Here is a 17152-nt window from a genome sequence, read left to right as displayed (position 1 = left end):
TGCCGGAGTGAGGGAACGCCGAGCCACAGCGAGGCGCCGACAGGCGGGGCAGAGCGCTTTGGTTACTTTGCCGCTTTTGCAAAGTGACTCGCTGTAAGAGCGAAACCATAAGTAGCCGTTACCTAAAAAACGGATATACACCCAACATCAACGTAAAGAACCCGTATAGATTCACCCCCAGCCGTAACGTTTAAGTCGTCTCTATTGAGCAACTAATCCCCCCTCCACTACTGTGACCTCCACCCCAATAACCCCCGCAGGAAGTCATCGTGGAAAGTTCAACGTTAGGCATGATCGTCCTCTCAATGATCGCCCTGTTCGGCGCCGCCGCGTTTTGCTTCGAACAACTCGCCACACGCGAATCAAAGAAAAAGAAAGCCAAATAAGCTGATCATCAAAAGCAGCAAAACCCCAGTGCTTCAAGGGATACCCCGCCCCCGGGTTATCCCTTTTTTCCGTTCGCCCACCCCACCGTCCTCTATACACCGTCTTAATACCCAAACCCGCAATCAGTGCCCGAACTTGATACCCAACCTCTTAACCTCCCCGCGTCCGCAATCGCGGCTTATTAATCAGGGGAGTTCCACCGTGCTCACACTCAAGTTCATCTATATCGCCAGCGGCCTATGCGCCGTCGGGCTGTTCGCTTATCTGGGCTACGCCCTCATTCGCGCCGAAAAGTTCTAGGGAGCCCCACCATGTACGACATGATTTTTGTAGGCCTCTCCCTGGTGTTTTTCGCCGCGACAACCATGGCCATTGTCGCCATGGGCAAGATTTGAACGGAGCCTCGACATGCTAAGCACTTTGCTGGAATTTGCGCTGGTCCTGGGGTTGATGACCGGGCTCGCCGTGCTGATGGGCAAGTGGCTGACCCGGGTGTTTACCGGAACCCGCCACGCCCTGCCGGAACGTTATACCTATCGCCTGCTGGGCATCGACCCGCTGGAAACCATGAGCTGGGCCCGCTACGGTTCGGCCCTGTTGCTGTCGAACGCCGCGATGATGCTGCTCGGCTATCTCATCCTGCGGTTACAGGCCGTCATGCCGATCAACCCACTCGGGCTGGCCGCACAAACCCCGGACCTGGCGTTCAATACCGCCGCTTCCTTTATCACCAACACCAACTGGCAGGCGTACTCGGGCGAAACCAGCCTGTCGAACTTCAGCCAGATGGCAGTAATCACCTTCCTGATGTTCGTCGGCGCCACCTCGGGCGTGGTCGCCGCAGCCGGTTTTATCCGTGGCCTGAGTCGCTCAAGCTCGGCGGATATCGGCAACTTCTGGGTCGACTTCACTCGCACCCTGTACCGCGTGATGCTGCCGCTGTGCGTGGGCATGGCCCTGGTGTATGTGTGGCAAGGCATGCCGCAGACCTTTTCCTCCCAAGCCCTGGCCACCACCCTGGAAGGCGCGCAGCAACAACTGATTGTCGGCGCCGTGGCGAGCTTTGAATCGATCAAGCATATCGGCACGAACGGCGGCGGCTTCTTCAGCATGAACGCCGCGCACCCGTTCGAAAACCCGACCCCGCTGACCAACGCCCTGCACATCCTCAGCATGTTGCTGATCCCGTCGGCGCTGACCTACACCTTCGGCAGCATGCTGCTGCAACGCCGTCAGGGCTGGGTGTTTTTCGGCACCTTCCTGGTGATGTTCTTAGGCTTTCTCGCGCTGGTGTACGGCGCCGAGCAAAACGGCAACCCGCTGCTGACCCAGGCCGGTGCCAACCAGACGCTGTCCATCGAACAAAGCGGCGGCAATATGGAAGGCAAGGAGCTGCGTTTCGGCATCGCCGACAGCAGCCTGTTTATCGCCACCACCACCGCGGCCACCACCGGTTCGGTCAACGCGATGCATGACTCATTGACCCCCATGGGCGGCTTCGTGCCCCTGGCGCAGATGATGCTCAACTGCGTGTTCGGCGGCGACGGCGTGGGCTTTATCAACCTGATCCAGTACGCGCTGCTGACGGTGTTCCTGGTGGGCATGATGATCGGCCGCAGCCCGGAATTCCTCGGCAAGAAGATCGAGGCTCGGGAGATAAAACTGGTGATGCTCTCGGTGCTCGCGCACCCCATCAGCATCCTCGGTTTCACCGCCCTCGCCGCCCTGTGGCCCGACACCATGGCCAGCCTGAATAACCTCGGCCCCCACGGTTTCAGCGAGGTGCTCTACGCCTACACCTCGGGCACCGCCAACAACGGTTCGGCGTTCGCCGGGCTGAACGCCAACACGCCGTTCTTCAACACCACCATTGGCCTCGCGATGCTGGTCGGGCGCTTCTTCACCATGCTGCCGATGCTCGCCGTGGCCGGTTCCCTGGCGATGAAAAAGACCGTGCCTGCCGGCGCCGGCACCATCCCCACCGCAACCCCGCTGTTCATGGTGCTGGTGGTGTTTGTGGTGCTGGTGGTGGGCGGCCTGACTTTCCTGCCGGCGCTCGCGCTCGGCCCGCTGGTGGAGCAACTGCAGTTGCTGTCCGGCCAGACGTACAACTAAGGATACGTTGATGACGACTCAATCGATATTCAAAGGGCTGTTGCGCCCGGTGCTGGTTTCTGCGGTGTTTTTCATGGCGCTGACCGGCCTCGCCTACCCGATCTTCACCACCTTTGCCGCGCAGTTGCTGTTCCCGTTCCAGGCCCAGGGCTCGCTGATTGAACGCGACGGATTGGTGATCGGCTCGGCGTTGATCGGCCAGGACTTCACCAGGCCCGGCTACTTCCAGGGCCGCCCGAGCATGACCCTCGGTGCCGACCCGCAAGACCCGAGCAAAAGTGTCTCCCAGCCGTACAACGCCGGTTCCAGCGGCGCCAGCAACCTGGGCCCTACCAGCCAGAAACTGGTGGACCAGGTCGCGGCCCGGGTTAAAGCCTACCGCCAGGACAACGGCCTCGCCGCCGACGCCCAGGTGCCGGTGGATGCGGTCACCGCTTCCGCCTCCGGCCTGGACCCGCATATCTCCGTGGCCAACGCACGCATCCAGCTGGCCCGGGTCGCCCGCCTGCGACAGATCCCCGAAGCCGAACTGCTGCAACTGGTGAACGAAAACACCGCGGAACGCACCCTGGGTTTGCTCGGCGAACCACGGGTCAATGTGCTGCAACTCAACCTCGCGCTGGACGCCCGTCTGCCTCTGCGCCAGCCCCCCATTGCGGCCAGTGAGTAAGAGATTCCCCCATGATCAAGAATGCTCGTTTACCTCTGTTTGATCGCGCCATCGTGCTCACCGCCTGCGGGGATGCGTTCAAGAAACTGCTGCCCCAGGCGCAGTGGAAAAACCCGGTGATGTTCGTCGTGTACCTGGGCAGCCTCCTCACCACGCTGCTGTGGTTCCAGTCCTTGGGTGGCCAGGGTGAAGCGCCCAGCGGCTTTATCCTCAGCATCTGTTTGTGGCTGTGGTTTACCGTGCTGTTCGCCAACTTTGCCGAGGCCCTGGCCGAAGGCCGCAGCCGTGCCCAGGCCGCCAGCCTGCGCGGGATGAAGCGCCAGACCCTGGCCAAGTTGCTGCAACAACCCAAACACGGCGCCCCATGGCTGCCGACCGAAGCCACGCTGTTGCGCAAAGACCAGGTGGTGTTGATCGAAGCCGGCGACCTGGTGCCGCTGGACGGCGTGGTGATCGAAGGCGTGGCCTCGGTGGATGAAAGCGCAATCACCGGCGAATCGGCACCGGTGATTCGCGAGGCCGGCGGCGACTTTTCCTCGGTCACCGGCGGCACGCGGGTGCTGTCGGACTGGCTGGTGGTGCGCATCAGCGTCAACCCGGGCGAGTCGTTCCTCGACCGCATGATCTCGATGGTCGAATCCGCCAAGCGTCAGAAGACCCCCAACGAAGTCGCCCTGACGATTTTGCTGGTGGGCCTGACCCTGTTGTTCCTGCTGGTGATCGCCACGCTGAGCCCGTACTCGATCTTCGCCGTGGCCATGAGTGGCAGTGGCAACGTGATCAGCGCCACGGTGCTGGTGGCGTTGCTGGTGTGCCTGATTCCCACCACCATCGGCGGCCTGCTCTCGGCCATCGGCGTGGCGGGCATGAGCCGCATGATGTCGGCCAATGTGATCGCCACTTCCGGCCGCGCCGTTGAGGCGGCGGGTGACATCGACGTGTTGCTGCTGGACAAAACCGGCACCATCACGTTGGGCAATCGCCAGGCCAGCAGTTTCCTGCCGGCACCGGGGGTCAAGGAAGCTGAACTGGCCGACGCGGCGCAACTGGCGTCCCTGGCCGACGAAACCCCGGAAGGCCGCAGCATCGTGGTGCTGGCCAAGCAGAAGTTCGACATCCGCGCGCGGGACATCAACGCCCTCGGCGCAAGCTTTGTGCACTTCACTGCACAGACCCGCATGAGCGGCGTCGACCTGCCCGAAGGCCGCGGTATTCGCAAGGGTGCAGCGGATGCGATCCGCAGTCATATCGAAGCGCTCGGCGGGAGCTTTCCGGCTGCATTGCAGGCCAAGGTCGACGAAGTATCGCGACGCGGCAGCACTCCGCTGGTGGTCTCGGACGGGGCCAAGGCACTCGGCGTGGTGGAGCTCAAGGACGTGGTCAAGGGCGGCATCAAGGAGCGCTTCGCCGAATTGCGGCGCATGGGCATCAAGACCGTGATGATCACCGGCGACAACCGCCTGACCGCCGCCGCGATTGCGGTGGAAGCCGGCGTGGATGACTTCCTCGCCGAGGCGCGCCCGGAAGACAAGCTGCAGCTGATCCGCGACTACCAGGCCCAGGGCAAGCTTGTGGCCATGACCGGCGACGGCACCAACGACGCCCCGGCGCTGGCCCAGGCCGACGTGGCGGTGGCGATGAACAGCGGCACCCAGGCAGCGAAAGAGGCCGGCAACATGGTCGACCTCGACAGCAACCCGACCAAGCTGATCGAAGTGGTCGAGGTGGGCAAGCAGATGCTGATGACCCGTGGCGCACTGACCACCTTCAGCGTGGCGAATGACGTGGCGAAATATTTCGCGATCATCCCGGCGGCGTTTGTCGCGACGTATCCGCAACTCGGTGCGTTGAACGTGATGCACCTGAGCAGTCCCAACTCGGCGATCCTCAGTGCGGTGATTTTCAACGCGTTGATCATCGTGGCGCTGATTCCGTTGGCCCTGCGCGGCGTGACGTACCGGGCGATTGGCGCGGCAGCGTTGCTCAATCGCAACCTGCTGATCTATGGCCTGGGCGGGGTGCTGGTGCCGTTTGCCGGGATCAAGCTGATTGACCTGGTGCTGACCGGGCTGGGTCTCGTGTAGCACCGCAAACCCAATGTGGGAGCGGGCTTGCTCGCGAATACGGAGTGTCAGCCAACTCGTCTGTCACTGACACACCACTTTCGCGAGCAAGCCCGCTCCCACCATTGAACCGCATTGACCAGGAATGACATGCCCGCATTAAACGAAGAACGCCCCGACCCCGACGCCCTTCTCGCCCGGGTCCAGCAGGAAGAACAGGCCGCCTTGCGCGGCAAACTGCGTATCTACTTCGGCTCCAACGCCGGGGTGGGCAAGACCTGCGCCATGCTTGACGCGGCGCAACGGGAAGTCAGCCTGGGCCGCGACGTACTCGCCGGTGTGGTGGAAACCCACGGCCGCCAGGAAACCGCCAAGCTGCTCAACGGCCTCGAACAACTGCCCCGCGCCCACCGTCTGCATCACGATTTCACCCTCACCGAATTCGACCTCGACGCGGCCCTGCAACGCCATCCCGCCGTGCTGCTGGTGGATGAACTCGCCCACAGCAACGTGCCCGGCTCGCGCCACCCGAAACGCTGGCAAGACGTGGAAGAACTGCTCAGCGCCGGCATCGATGTGTGGACCACCCTCAACGTCCAGCACCTGGAAAGCCTTAACGATCTGGTGAGTGGGATCATTGGCATTCGCGTGCGGGAAACCGTACCGGACCACGTGTTCGACAATGCCCACGAAGTGGTCGTCGTGGACCTGCCGCCGGATGATCTGCTGCAACGCTTGAAGGACGGCAAGGTGTACCTGGGGCCCCAGGCCGAGCGCGCCTCGCGGCACTTTTTCCGCAAGGGCAACCTGCTCGCCCTGCGGGAACTGGCCCTGCGCCGCACGGCCGACCGGGTCGACACGCAGATGCGCGTGTACCGTCGCGAACAGTCGATCAAGACCCTGTGGCCCGCCCGCGAACGATTGCTGGTAGGCGTGGCCGGTGACGCCGGCGATGAGCGCCTGGTGCGTGAAGCCGCGCGCCTGGCGCAAAAGCTTGAGGCAGACTGGATCGTGGTGCACGTCGCCGCAGCCCAGGGCCGCGGCGCCAAGCGTTATCTCACGGCGATGAAAACCCTGGCGCTGGCCAGCGAATTCGGCGCCGACACCGCGACATTGCCGGGCATGGACGTCGCCGAAGCACTGGCCGCCTGTGCCCGGGAACACAACGCCAATCGCCTGGTGCTCGGCCATCACCCGCGCCGGGCATGGCGGTTCTGGCATCAGTCGGTGAGCGACCGGATCAGCCGGCACCATCCGCAGATCGACCAGATCGTGATCGCCCATGGCGTACTGCCGGGCACTGTACCTGCCATTGAAAAACCTACACCAGCGCCCGGCAGAACCATGGCCTACCTCTGGTCCACACTCGCCTGTTTCACCGCCAGCGCCATCGCTGCGCTGCTGCTGCAAGTGTTCGACCTGGCCAACGTGGTGATGCTGTTCCTGCTCACGGTGGTGCTGGTGGCCCTGCGGTTTGGACGCGGCCCCGGCGTGTGGGCAGCGATGCTCGCGGTGCTGTGTTTCGACTTCTTTTTCGTCCAGCCGCGCTACTCGTTTACCGTCAACGACACCCAGTATTTCTTCACCTTCGCGTTGATGCTCGGCATCGCGCTGATCACCGGGCAGCTCACCGCACGCCTGCGCCACGAAGCGCGCACCGCCGCCGCTCGAGAACGTCGCGCAACCTCACTGGCGCGTCTGGCCCGGGACCTGTCGGCCGCGTTGACCGTGGAGCAGATCAGCGAAGTGGCGCTGCGCACTTTCAGCGGCGTGTTCGAGGCGCGGGTCGGCCTGGCCTTGCCGGACGCCGCGGACGGCGTGCACAGCGTGGGCGCGGGCGGGCTGCCGATCGACGACAGCATCGCCCAATGGACCTACGACCACGGCCAGTCCGCCGGCCAGGGTACCGACACCTTGTCCGCCGCCAAGGGTTGCTACCTGCCGCTCAAGGCGCCGATGCGCGTGCGCGGTGTGCTGGTGCTGGAACTGGCGCAAAGCGAACGCCTCAACGAGCCCGAAGAGCGCCGCCTGCTGGAAGCCTGCATGAGCCAATTGGCGATTGCCCTGGAGCGCGTGCACTTCGTCGAAGTGGCGCAAAGCACGATGGTGCAGATGGAAGGCGAGAAAATGCGCAACACCTTGCTCGCGGCGATTTCCCACGACCTGCGCACTCCCCTGACCACCCTGATCGGCGCCGCCGACACCGCCCTGCCCCATGCGCCGCCGGGGCCGCTGACCGCGTTGCTGCACGGTATTCATGAGCAGGCGACTTCGATGCAACGCTTGATCGAAAACTTGCTGGACATGGCCCGCATGCAGGAGCGCGGTGTGCGACTCAACCGGCAATGGCATTTGCTGGAAGAGATCGTCGGCAGCGCCCTGCGCCAGTTGCGTGAGCCACTGGCCCGGCATGTGGTGAATACGACGCTGGACCCGCAATTACCGCTGGTGGAAGTCGACGCGCTGCTGATCGAACGGGTGCTGGTCAACCTGCTGGACAACGCCGCCAAATACACCCCGCCTGGCACGGTCATCACCGTTACCGCCCGTTCCGTTTCCGACAGCATCCTGCTGGAAGTCAGCGACACCGGCCCGGGCAGCGCGCCGGCCAATCTGTTCGAACCGTTTGCCCGTGGCCAGCAGGAATCCTCGGTCGCCGGAATCGGCCTGGGCCTGGCCCTGGCCAAGCGCATCGTCGAAGCCCACGGCGGGCGCATCGAAGCCAGACCCGGCAGCGAGCGCGGCATGCATTTCGTCATCACTTTACCGGCGGGTACTCCGCCCCCAATGGACGCCCTATGAGCACTGCACGCATTCTGATTGTTGAAGACGAGGCCAACATCCGCCGTTTTGTCGGCATCGCCCTGCAGGATGAGGGCTTCCAGGTGTTCGAGGCCGACAGCGTCAAACGCGCGTTGATCCACGCTTCCAGCCGTCAGCCGGACCTGGTGATCGTCGACCTGGGCCTGCCGGACGGCGACGGCAAACAGCTGATCAGCGAGCTGCGGGGATGGCTGGCGGTGCCGATCCTGGTGTTGTCGGCACGGGATCGCGAAGAGGAAAAAGTCGCCGCCCTGGATGCCGGCGCCGATGACTACCTGACCAAACCCTTCGGCGTACCCGAGTTGCTCGCGCGCATCCGTGCGCAACTGCGCCGTCATGGGCAGACCGGCACCGTGGCGGCCACCAGCAAGGTGGCGTTTGGCGATATCGAGGTGGACCTGGCGACCCATGAAGTGTGGCGCCAAGGCCTGCCGGTGCACCTGACGCCCATCGAATACCGCCTGCTGTGCGCGATGATTCGCGGGCAGAGCCGGGTGCTCACCCACCGGCAATTATTGCTCGAGGTGTGGGGCCTGGACTACGTGGACCGCGCCCACTACCTGCGGGTGCACATGGCGCACCTGCGGCAGAAGCTGGAGGCGGACCCGGCCCAGCCGCAGTACTTCATCACCGAGTTGCAGGTGGGCTACCGGTTGGTAGGCTTGTGAACAGGTGCGCGGCGGCGAAATCGACAAACACGCGAATTTTCGGCGAGAGGTGCCGGCTGGATGGCCACAGCGCCCAGAACTGCCCCTGGTCATCGGAATGGCCGTCGAGCACGGTTTCCAGCTGGCCTTGGGCGAGGGCTTCGCGGGCCAGGAAGTCCGGCACGTAGGCAATCCCATGGCCGTCCATCGCGGCCCGGAGCATGGCTTCCATGTTGTTCAAGGTCAGGGCGGTGGGCAGGCGCAACTGGGTAATGGCCGGGTTGGCGGACAAGGTCCAGTCCATGATTTTGCCGGTGGTGGCGAAGCGGTAACGCAAGCACGGGTGATGCTCCAAATCGCTCAGGGACTCTGGCCGACCGTTGGCCCGCAGGTACTCGGGTGACGCGCACAGCACAAACCTGAACGGTCCCAGTTTGCGGGCCATCAGGGTCGAGTCCGCCAGACCGCCGCTGCGGATGACCACGTCGAAGCCCTCCTCGATCACGTCCACCAGATGATCGTTGAAATCCAGCTCCAGCTCGATCTCGGGGTAGGCTTTGCGGAACGCCATCATGTGCGGAAAGAGAAAGCGATAACCGATGGTGGGCAGGCTGACCCGCAGTTTGCCCCGGGGTGCCTGCATCGCATGGGAAAGCATGGCGCGGGCGTCTTGCAGGTCGTCGAGAATTTTCCGACTGCGCTCGTAGAACAATTGGCCTTCGGCGGTGAGGCTGACCTTGCGCGTACTGCGGTGCAACAGCCGCACATTCAGTGACGCCTCAAGCTTGGCGACATTCTTGCCCACCGCCGAAGCGGAAATCCCCATCGCCCGGGCCGCGCCGGTGAAGCTCAGGGCTTCCGCGGTTTTCACGAAGGCGATCACGCCGCTCAGGTTATCGGTCACGTCATTGCATCCATCAAGTCCGTTATGAAAGGAATGTAAGCCCGTTTATCCGCGATTGCATCCTGATTAGAGTCTTTTAATCTTCAAACTCGCGGGAATGCCCCTATGACCACTACAACCGAATCTGCGCCCGCCCATGGCCGATATTCCATCCTGGCGGCCATTTGCCTGGCCGCCCTGGTATTGCCCATGAGCTTTACCGGCGGCGCCGTCGCCACGCCCTTTATCGGCCAGGCATTTGCCGCCCAGCCCAGCCAGCTGGCGTGGATCACCAACGCGTTCATGCTGAGTTTCGGCAGCCTGTTGATGGCCGCCGGCACCCTCGCCGACCTCTATGGGAGAAAGCGTCTTTTCTTGTGGGGCATGGCGCTGTTTACCGTGGTCTCCTTGCTGCTGGCAGTGGCACCGGGGATTTTCTGGCTGGATGTGTTGCGTGGTGTGCAGGGCGTCGCGGCGGCTACGGCATTGGCCAGTGGCTGTGCGGCGCTGGCCCAGGAGTTTGACGGCCATGCCCGCACCCGCGCCTTCAGCTTGCTGGGCACCACATTCGGTGCAGGCCTGGCGTTTGGGCCATTGCTGTCGGGGGTGCTGATCGAGCACTGGGGCTGGCGCTCGATTTTTCTCGGCACTGCATTATTGGCCGGTATTTCGCTGCTGTTTGCCGCGCCCAAAATGCGTGAAAGCCGCGACCCGCAAGCGATGCGGCTGGACACCGCTGGTGTACTGACGTTTTCCGCGATGCTGGTGGCCCTGACCACGGCGGTGATCCTCGCGCCGGAGCACGGCTGGACGTCGCCGCTGGTTGATGCCCTGCTGATCGCGGCGGCGGTGTTTTTGCTGGTGTTTGTCCTCGTCGAAAACCGCTCCAGCCAACCGATGCTGGAGCTGCGGCTGTTTCGCTTCCCGCGTTTTATTGGCGTGCAGCTCCTGCCGATCGGTACCTGTTACTGCTACATCGTGCTGATCGTGTTGCTGCCCCTGCGGTTTATCGGTGTGGAAGGCGCCAGCGCGCTGGACGCGGGTTTGATGATGCTCGCGTTATCGGCACCGATGCTGGTGGTGCCGATGATCGCCGCATCGCTGACCCGCTGGCTCTCAGCAGGACTGTTGTGTGCCATTGGCTTGCTGATCGCGGCGGTGGGCCTGTGGGGATTAAGCCTGGCCAACCAGCCTGCGCAGACCATCGCCGCAATGCTGGTCATCGGGATCGGCACCGGGCTGCCGTGGGGTTTGATGGATGGCTTGGCGATCAGCGTGGTGCCCAAGGAGCGCGCGGGAATGGCGGCGGGGATTTTCAACACCACCCGCGTGGCCAGTGAAGGCGTGGCGCTGGCGATTACGATGGCGGTATTGGGCGCATTGGTGGCACATCACCTGAAGGGTCTCGCAGGGGCCGACGTGTCAGTGATTGCCCAAGGCCTGGTCATGGGCAACGTGCAACTGGCCTCGGCCGCCCTTCCGCTGGAAGCACTGCGCAGCGCCTACATCGCGGGGTTCAACACCTTGCTGCAACTGCTCGCGGGATTCACCGTGCTGACGGCGTTGGTGGTCCTGGCCTTCATGGGGCGAAACAGCATCGCACCCGTGCAAACCGAACCGGGCATTCAGTCGTTGAGCTGAATCCCAGGCACAAAAAAGCCCGCTCAATGAGCGGGCTTCCTGTGGTACCTGGCGTTCAGCGTTCCAGGTGACCGAATATGGCGCAGCGGACGGGACTCGAACCCGCGACCCCCGGCGTGACAGGCCGGTATTCTAACCGACTGAACTACCGCTGCGCGTAACACATAAAGCGAATGGTGGGTGATGACGGGATCGAACCGCCGACATTCTGCTTGTAAGGCAGACGCTCTCCCAGCTGAGCTAATCACCCTTCACTTTCGGTGTGGGGCGCATTCTATAGCATTTTTCCGTAATGTCATGATTTAAATGCAATTTATTTAAAATATTTTGTCTTCGACCCCGCGCACCCCGCAAAACCGGCGCTTTGGGTGCAAACGCGAGTCTATTGCGTTTGCCCAAGCCTTGGCCCCACAATTAACAATTATTCTCAATAACACCTGGGCCGGGTCTTATGTCTGTGGGTGAACCGCCGTTCCAACGGGAGATTACCGAGCTGTACAGCGAGCATCACGGCTGGCTGTTCACTTGGTTGCGCCGAAAACTGGGCTGTACCCATAACGCCGCCGACGTGGCGCAGGACACCTTCGCGCGGATTCTGCACGCCCGCGAGTCGGTGACCGCCATCCGCGAACCCCGCGCCTATTTAAGTACCACCGCCAGGCGGCTGATCATCGACCAGGCACGGCGCAAGCAGATTGAGCACGCCTACCTTCAGGAATTGATGCTGACGGTGGAAACCCTGGAAGGTTTCCAGTCGCCCGAACAGATCCACACCACCCTGGAGGCCCTCGAGCACATCGCCTTCATGCTGGAAGGCATGCACGACAATGTGCGTCAGGCGTTTGTGCTGTATTACCTCGAAGACCTGACCCAGCAGCAAATCGCCCGCCACCTGAAATTGTCGGAGCGTACGGTACGCAAGTATTTGATCCAGGCCCTGTTGCATTGCAGCCACAGCGTGGATATCTGAACCGCACATGCCCGCCTCCCGCCAACAGATCGATGAACAAGCCGCCGAATGGATGATTCGCCTGCACGAAGGTGAATTGACCGAGGCCCAGCGCCAGGCGTTCGAGCGCTGGAAGCAGCAAGGCCCGCAACACGCCGCATCAGCAGCGCGCATGGAAGATGTGATTGCGCGGATGCAGGCCCTGCGCGGGCAAAAGGCACCGGCCCGGGCGGCCTTGAGTGCGGCCTTTCCCAGGCATGGGAAGGCGCGCAAAAACTACGTCCGCGCATTGGTACTGGCCTGCAGCCTGGGCCTTCCCGCCATGGCGCTGCTCTACAGTCCTTATCCACAACAATGGATGGCCGATGTGCACAACGGCCCCGGCGAATGGAAAACCCTGCGGCTGGCGGACGGCTCGACGCTGACCCTGAACGGCATCAGTGCGGCGAATCTGCATTTCGACAGCCGGCAGCGCCGCATCGAATTGCTGCAAGGCGAGATCCTGGTGGAAGTGGCCCACGATGGCGAACGGCCATTTGTGGTGCAGACCGCCCAAGGCACCCTGCGCGCCCTGGGTACGCGATTTGTGGTCAGGCGCGAGGATGACGTTACGGTGCTGAGCATGCTCGAATCCCGCGTTGCCGCCCAAAGCGCGAATGGCCAGCAGACGCTGGAAGTGGACGCCGGCTCACAGGCGCGACTCAGCAAAGATGCCGTGCGCCTCTCCGGCAGCATCGATACGGCGAGCATCAATGGGGCCTGGCGCCGCCATCAACTGGTGGTGGATAACCGACCGTTGCCGGAAGTGCTGGATGAGATCGCCCGTCACCGTTCGGGCCGCTTGCAGTTTGATCGCGCCGCACTGGCCAGTCTCAAGGTCTCGGCCGTACTTCCCCTGGATGACACCGACCGCACCTTGCAGATGCTGGCTCAAACCCTGCCGATCACGCTGAAAACCTTTACGCCGTGGCTGATGATCGTCAGCCCGGATACCGAGAGCAAAAAATAATTATCCAAATTGTTTCCGCTTTGTTTAAAGCTACCCGTCAAGGAAGGTATATCGATAACTAAAGGACTGCCATCGTCATGCCGCTCCCTTCCAAACCCCGCAGACGCCTGCTGAGCAGCGCGCCGCTGACCCTCACACTGCTCGCAACGACGCTGCTCAATACCCATCTGGCCCAGGCCGACACGGTAAACGTTGCGGCCCAAGCCTACGACATACCTGCCGGGCCGCTGGGCGCCACACTTAACCAGTTCGCCCAGCAAGCGGGCGTGGCTATCGTGTTCCAGTCCCAGAACCTGCAGGGGCTGAATGGGCCGGGGCTGAAAGGCACTTATAGCGTGGACGCAGGGTTCGGCAGGCTGTTACAGGGCAGCGGCTACCGCGTGATCAAAGGTGATCAGGTGTACGCGCTCGAAGCTGACCCTGCGGCCACCGACGCCATGGAACTAGGCCCGACCCAGGTCAGCTCCAACCAGTTGGGCAACGTTACTGAAGGGACTGATTCCTACACTCCAGGCAGCATCGCGACTGCGACGCGGCTGGTGCTGACCCCCAAGGAAACCCCGCAATCGGTGACCGTCGTCACCCGCAAACACATGGATGACTTCGGCCTGAACAACGTCGACGACGTGATGCGCCACACCCCGGGCATCACCGTGTCGGCCTTCGACACCGACCGCACCAACTACTACGCCCGCGGTTTCTCCATCAATAACTTCCAGTACGACGGCATTCCTTCCACCGCGCGCAACGTCGCCTATTCGGCGGGCAATACCCTGAGCGACATGGCGATCTATGATCGGGTCGAAGTGCTTAAAGGCGCCACCGGCCTGCTCACGGGTGCGGGCTCATTGGGTGCCACGATCAACCTGGTGCGCAAGAAACCCACGGCTGACTTCCAGGGCCATGCCAGCCTCGGCGCGGGCTCCTGGGACAACTACCGCAGCGAACTGGACGTCAGCGGCCCGATGACCGAAAGCGGCAACGTCCGTGGCCGGGCCGTCGCGGCGTATCAGGACAAGCGCTCGTTCATGGACCGTTACTCGCGCAAAAGCCCGGTGTACTACGGCATCATGGAATTCGACCTGTCCCCCGACACGATGCTGACCGTGGGCGGCGACTATCAGGACAGCCTGCCCACCGCCTCGAGCTGGTCCGGCAGTTTTCCGCTGATCAACGCCAATGGCGATCGCAATAGCGTAAAGCGCTCGTTCAACAACGCGGCCAACTGGAGCAGTTGGGAGCAATACACCCGTACCGCCTTCGCCATGCTTGAACATGACCTCGGCAACGGCTGGGTGACTAAACTGCAACTGGACCACAAGATCAACGGCTACCATGCACTGATGGCTTCGATTCAGGGTGACGAGCCCCGTGCAGACGGCACCGCACATGTCACTTCGCAAAAATACACCGGGGAAACCGTCAGCGACTCCGCCGACCTGTACGCAAGCGGCCCCTTCAGCCTGGGCGGCCGTGAGCATGAACTGGTGGTGGGCGGCTCCATCGGCATTTCGGACTGGAACGGCAAGGGCTACTGGAACCTCGCCCCCAACCTCGTCGACTTCAATAACTGGCACGGCCACGCCCCCCAACCTTACTGGGGCGCGCCGCAGCAATACATCGACGACACCATTCGCCAGACCGGCGCCTACATGACCACACGCCTGAACCTGGCCGATGACCTGAAGCTGCTGCTCGGTGGCCGCGTGGTCAATTACCACCTGACCGGCAATAACCCGTCCTACCGCGAGACCGGACGCTTCGTACCGTATGTCGGCGTGGTGTATGACCTGGATGAAACCTACTCGGTCTACGCCAGCTACACCGATATCTTCATGCCCCAGGAGAACTACAACCGCGACCGGCAAAACCAGTTGCTTGAGCCGGACGAAGGCCAAAACTACGAGCTGGGCATGAAGGCTGATTTCTTCGACGGACGCCTGAACGCCAGCGCAGCGTACTTCGAGGTCCATGAAAACAACCGCGCCGTTTCCGACGACGACTACAACAACCTGAAACCTACACCGCAGAACTATGCCTACAAAGGCACCAAGGCCGTCACCAAGGGCTACGAGCTTGAAGTGTCCGGCGAGTTGAGCCCGGGCTGGCAGATTCAGGCCGGCTACACCCACAAGGTGGTGCGTGACGACCAGGACCAGAAGATTTCCACGTTCGAGCCCGAAGACCAGGTCAAGCTGTACACCACTTATAAGCTCAAAGGCGACCTGGACAAGCTGACCGTCGGCGGTGGCGTGCGCTGGCAAAGCGTGGGCTGGCAGGACATCTACAACACCCCCCATGGCGGTTATGAAGAGTTCTCCCAGGAGGCGTACTGGCTGGTGGACTTGATGACCCGTTACCAGATCACCAAGAACGTGTCGGCGACGCTGAACGTCAACAACATCTTCGACAAGTCCTACTACACCAACATCGGCTTCTATAACTCCGCCGCTTATGGTGAGCCGCGCAACTTTATGGTCACCACCCGCTGGGATTTCTGAACCCAATCAAAAACGCCCCCGATCACGGTACATGATCGGGGGCGTTTTTCTGACTGATGGTTTTAGCAAACCCCAGACAGCAAAAAGCCCGCTCAATGAGCGGGCTTCCTGTGGTACCTGGCGTTCAGCGTTCCAGGTGACCGAATATGGCGCAGCGGACGGGACTCGAACCCGCGACCCCCGGCGTGACAGGCCGGTATTCTAACCGACTGAACTACCGCTGCGCGTAACACATAAAGCGAATGGTGGGTGATGACGGGATCGAACCGCCGACATTCTGCTTGTAAGGCAGACGCTCTCCCAGCTGAGCTAATCACCCTTCACTTTCGGTGTGGCGCGCATTCTACGGAGCGACCCATGGTCTGGCAAGCACTTTCTTAAATAATTTTTTTCAGGCCTTCCAATGGCTTAGCGAGGGTTGGCCTATGACGCCATGAGGAGAATAATGCCCCCCTTTGTATATAAGGAGAGGCTCACCCCATGTGGTTCAAAAACCTGCTTATCTATCGCCTGACCCAAGATCTGCCTGTTGATGCCGAGGCGTTGGAAACTGCACTGGCCACCAAACTGGCGCGCCCTTGTGCAAGCCAGGAGTTGACCACTTACGGTTTCGTCGCCCCTTTCGGTAAAGGCGAAGACGCGCCACTGGTACACGTCAGCGGTGATTTCCTGCTGATCGCTGCGCGCAAGGAAGAACGTATCCTGCCGGGTAGCGTGGTGCGTGACGCGGTGAAGGAAAAGGTCGAAGAGATCGAAGCCGAGCAAATGCGCAAGGTCTACAAAAAGGAACGCGACCAGATCAAGGATGAAATCATCCAGGCCTTCCTGCCGCGCGCGTTTATCCGTCGCTCGTCGACCTTCGCCGCCATCGCGCCGAAACAGGGCCTGATCCTGGTGAACTCGGCCAGCCCGAAACGTGCCGAAGACCTGCTGTCCACCCTGCGTGAAGTGATCGGCACCCTGCCGGTACGTCCGCTGACCGTGAAAACCGCGCCAACCGCCATCATGACCGACTGGGTCACCACCCAGAAACCGGCCGATGACTTCTTCGTCCTCGACGAATGCGAACTGCGCGACACCCACGAAGACGGCGGCATCGTGCGCTGCAAACGCCAGGACCTGACCGGCGAAGAGATCCAACTGCACCTGACCACCGGCAAAGTCGTGACCCAGTTGTCCCTGGCTTGGCAGGACAAGCTGTCCTTCATGCTGGACGACAAAATGACCGTCAAGCGCCTGAAGTTCGAAGACCTGCTGCAGGATCAGGCTGAACAGGACGGCGGCGACGAAGCACTGGGCCAGCAGGACGCCAGCTTTACCCTGATGATGCTGACGTTTGGCGACTTCCTGCCGGCGTTGGTTGAGGCACTGGGTGGCGAAGAAACCCCACAAGGTATCTAAAGCCTTGTGAAGATCAAAATGTGGGAGCGGGCTTGCTCGCGAATGCGTCCTTTCAGTTGATAT

Annotated in this window: 12 protein-coding genes and 4 tRNA genes; 11 read left to right on the top strand and 5 right to left on the bottom strand. The window is 62.0% G+C overall.

The window, feature by feature from the left end:
* Positions 1 to 588: 588 nt before the first annotated feature.
* From kdpF to ACW9I6_RS21595, 6 genes are all read left to right on the top strand, one after another.
* Positions 589 to 687, top strand: a complete 99-nt coding sequence (gene kdpF / locus ACW9I6_RS21620; protein ID WP_003219423.1) for a K(+)-transporting ATPase subunit F — start codon at positions 589 to 591, stop codon at positions 685 to 687.
* Positions 688 to 795: 108 nt separating this feature from the next.
* Positions 796 to 2502 (top strand): potassium-transporting ATPase subunit KdpA, encoded by a 1707-nt coding sequence (gene kdpA / locus ACW9I6_RS21615; RefSeq protein WP_177010104.1) that lies wholly within the window; start codon positions 796 to 798, stop codon positions 2500 to 2502.
* Positions 2503 to 2512: 10 nt separating this feature from the next.
* Positions 2513 to 3172 carry a K(+)-transporting ATPase subunit C gene (gene kdpC, locus ACW9I6_RS21610; RefSeq protein WP_457339797.1) on the top strand — a complete coding sequence of 220 codons (660 nt, stop codon included), beginning with the start codon at positions 2513 to 2515 and terminating at the stop codon, positions 3170 to 3172.
* Between the two features lie 11 nt (positions 3173 to 3183).
* Positions 3184 to 5256: a potassium-transporting ATPase subunit KdpB gene (gene kdpB, locus ACW9I6_RS21605; RefSeq protein WP_087695258.1), complete on the top strand. Its 2073-nt coding sequence runs from the start codon at positions 3184 to 3186 to the stop codon at positions 5254 to 5256.
* A 129-nt stretch (positions 5257 to 5385) separates the two neighbouring features.
* A complete protein-coding gene (locus ACW9I6_RS21600; RefSeq protein WP_457339796.1) occupies positions 5386 to 8037 on the top strand; it encodes a DUF4118 domain-containing protein in 2652 nt (883 codons plus the stop codon).
* On the top strand, positions 8034 to 8726 hold the full coding sequence (locus ACW9I6_RS21595; protein ID WP_003219430.1) for a response regulator: 693 nt from the start codon (positions 8034 to 8036) through the stop codon (positions 8724 to 8726). Before ACW9I6_RS21600 ends, ACW9I6_RS21595 begins: the two co-directional genes overlap by 4 nt.
* Here ACW9I6_RS21595 and ACW9I6_RS21590 read toward each other — a convergent pair.
* A complete protein-coding gene (locus tag ACW9I6_RS21590) occupies positions 8686 to 9609 on the bottom strand; it encodes a LysR family transcriptional regulator (RefSeq protein ID WP_177048673.1) in 924 nt (307 codons plus the stop codon). The two genes, ACW9I6_RS21595 and ACW9I6_RS21590, sit on opposite strands and share 41 nt — an antisense overlap.
* A 105-nt stretch (positions 9610 to 9714) precedes the next feature.
* Here ACW9I6_RS21590 and ACW9I6_RS21585 point away from each other — a divergent pair, with 105 nt between their 5' ends.
* Positions 9715 to 11229, top strand: a complete 1515-nt coding sequence (locus ACW9I6_RS21585) for an MFS transporter (protein ID WP_457339795.1) — start codon at positions 9715 to 9717, stop codon at positions 11227 to 11229.
* Positions 11230 to 11307: 78 nt separating this feature from the next.
* Here the strand turns inward: ACW9I6_RS21585 and ACW9I6_RS21580 are convergent.
* Together ACW9I6_RS21580 and ACW9I6_RS21575 are read right to left on the bottom strand one after the other, a co-directional pair.
* Positions 11308 to 11384 (bottom strand) — tRNA-Asp (locus tag ACW9I6_RS21580).
* Positions 11385 to 11403: 19 nt separating this feature from the next.
* Positions 11404 to 11479, bottom strand: a tRNA-Val gene (locus ACW9I6_RS21575).
* 201 nt (positions 11480 to 11680) lie between these two features.
* Between ACW9I6_RS21575 and ACW9I6_RS21570 the strand changes: the two genes are divergently transcribed.
* The 3 genes from ACW9I6_RS21570 (at position 11681) to ACW9I6_RS21560 (ending at position 15688) form a co-directional block, all read left to right on the top strand.
* A complete protein-coding gene (locus tag ACW9I6_RS21570; RefSeq protein ID WP_087695262.1) occupies positions 11681 to 12199 on the top strand; it encodes a sigma-70 family RNA polymerase sigma factor in 519 nt (172 codons plus the stop codon).
* A 7-nt stretch (positions 12200 to 12206) separates the two neighbouring features.
* Positions 12207 to 13187 carry a FecR family protein gene (locus ACW9I6_RS21565; protein ID WP_087695263.1) on the top strand — a complete coding sequence of 327 codons (981 nt, stop codon included), beginning with the start codon at positions 12207 to 12209 and terminating at the stop codon, positions 13185 to 13187.
* Between the two features lie 77 nt (positions 13188 to 13264).
* Complete coding sequence (locus ACW9I6_RS21560) at positions 13265 to 15688, top strand: TonB-dependent siderophore receptor (RefSeq protein ID WP_102606156.1); 2424 nt, start codon at positions 13265 to 13267, stop codon at positions 15686 to 15688.
* A gap of 147 nt (positions 15689 to 15835) precedes the next feature.
* Here ACW9I6_RS21560 and ACW9I6_RS21555 read toward each other — a convergent pair.
* Together ACW9I6_RS21555 and ACW9I6_RS21550 are read right to left on the bottom strand one after the other, a co-directional pair.
* Positions 15836 to 15912, bottom strand: a tRNA-Asp gene (locus ACW9I6_RS21555).
* A 19-nt stretch (positions 15913 to 15931) separates the two neighbouring features.
* Positions 15932 to 16007, bottom strand: a tRNA-Val gene (locus ACW9I6_RS21550).
* A 161-nt stretch (positions 16008 to 16168) separates the two neighbouring features.
* Here ACW9I6_RS21550 and rdgC point away from each other — a divergent pair.
* Positions 16169 to 17089: a recombination-associated protein RdgC gene (gene rdgC, locus ACW9I6_RS21545; RefSeq protein WP_008430455.1), complete on the top strand. Its 921-nt coding sequence runs from the start codon at positions 16169 to 16171 to the stop codon at positions 17087 to 17089.
* The last annotated feature ends 63 nt before the right edge of the window (positions 17090 to 17152 follow it).

The organism is Pseudomonas sp. SDO5522_S412, assembly GCF_054071215.1.
Note: the sequence above shows the minus strand (reverse complement) of the source record. Positions and strands in the feature narration are given on the sequence as shown.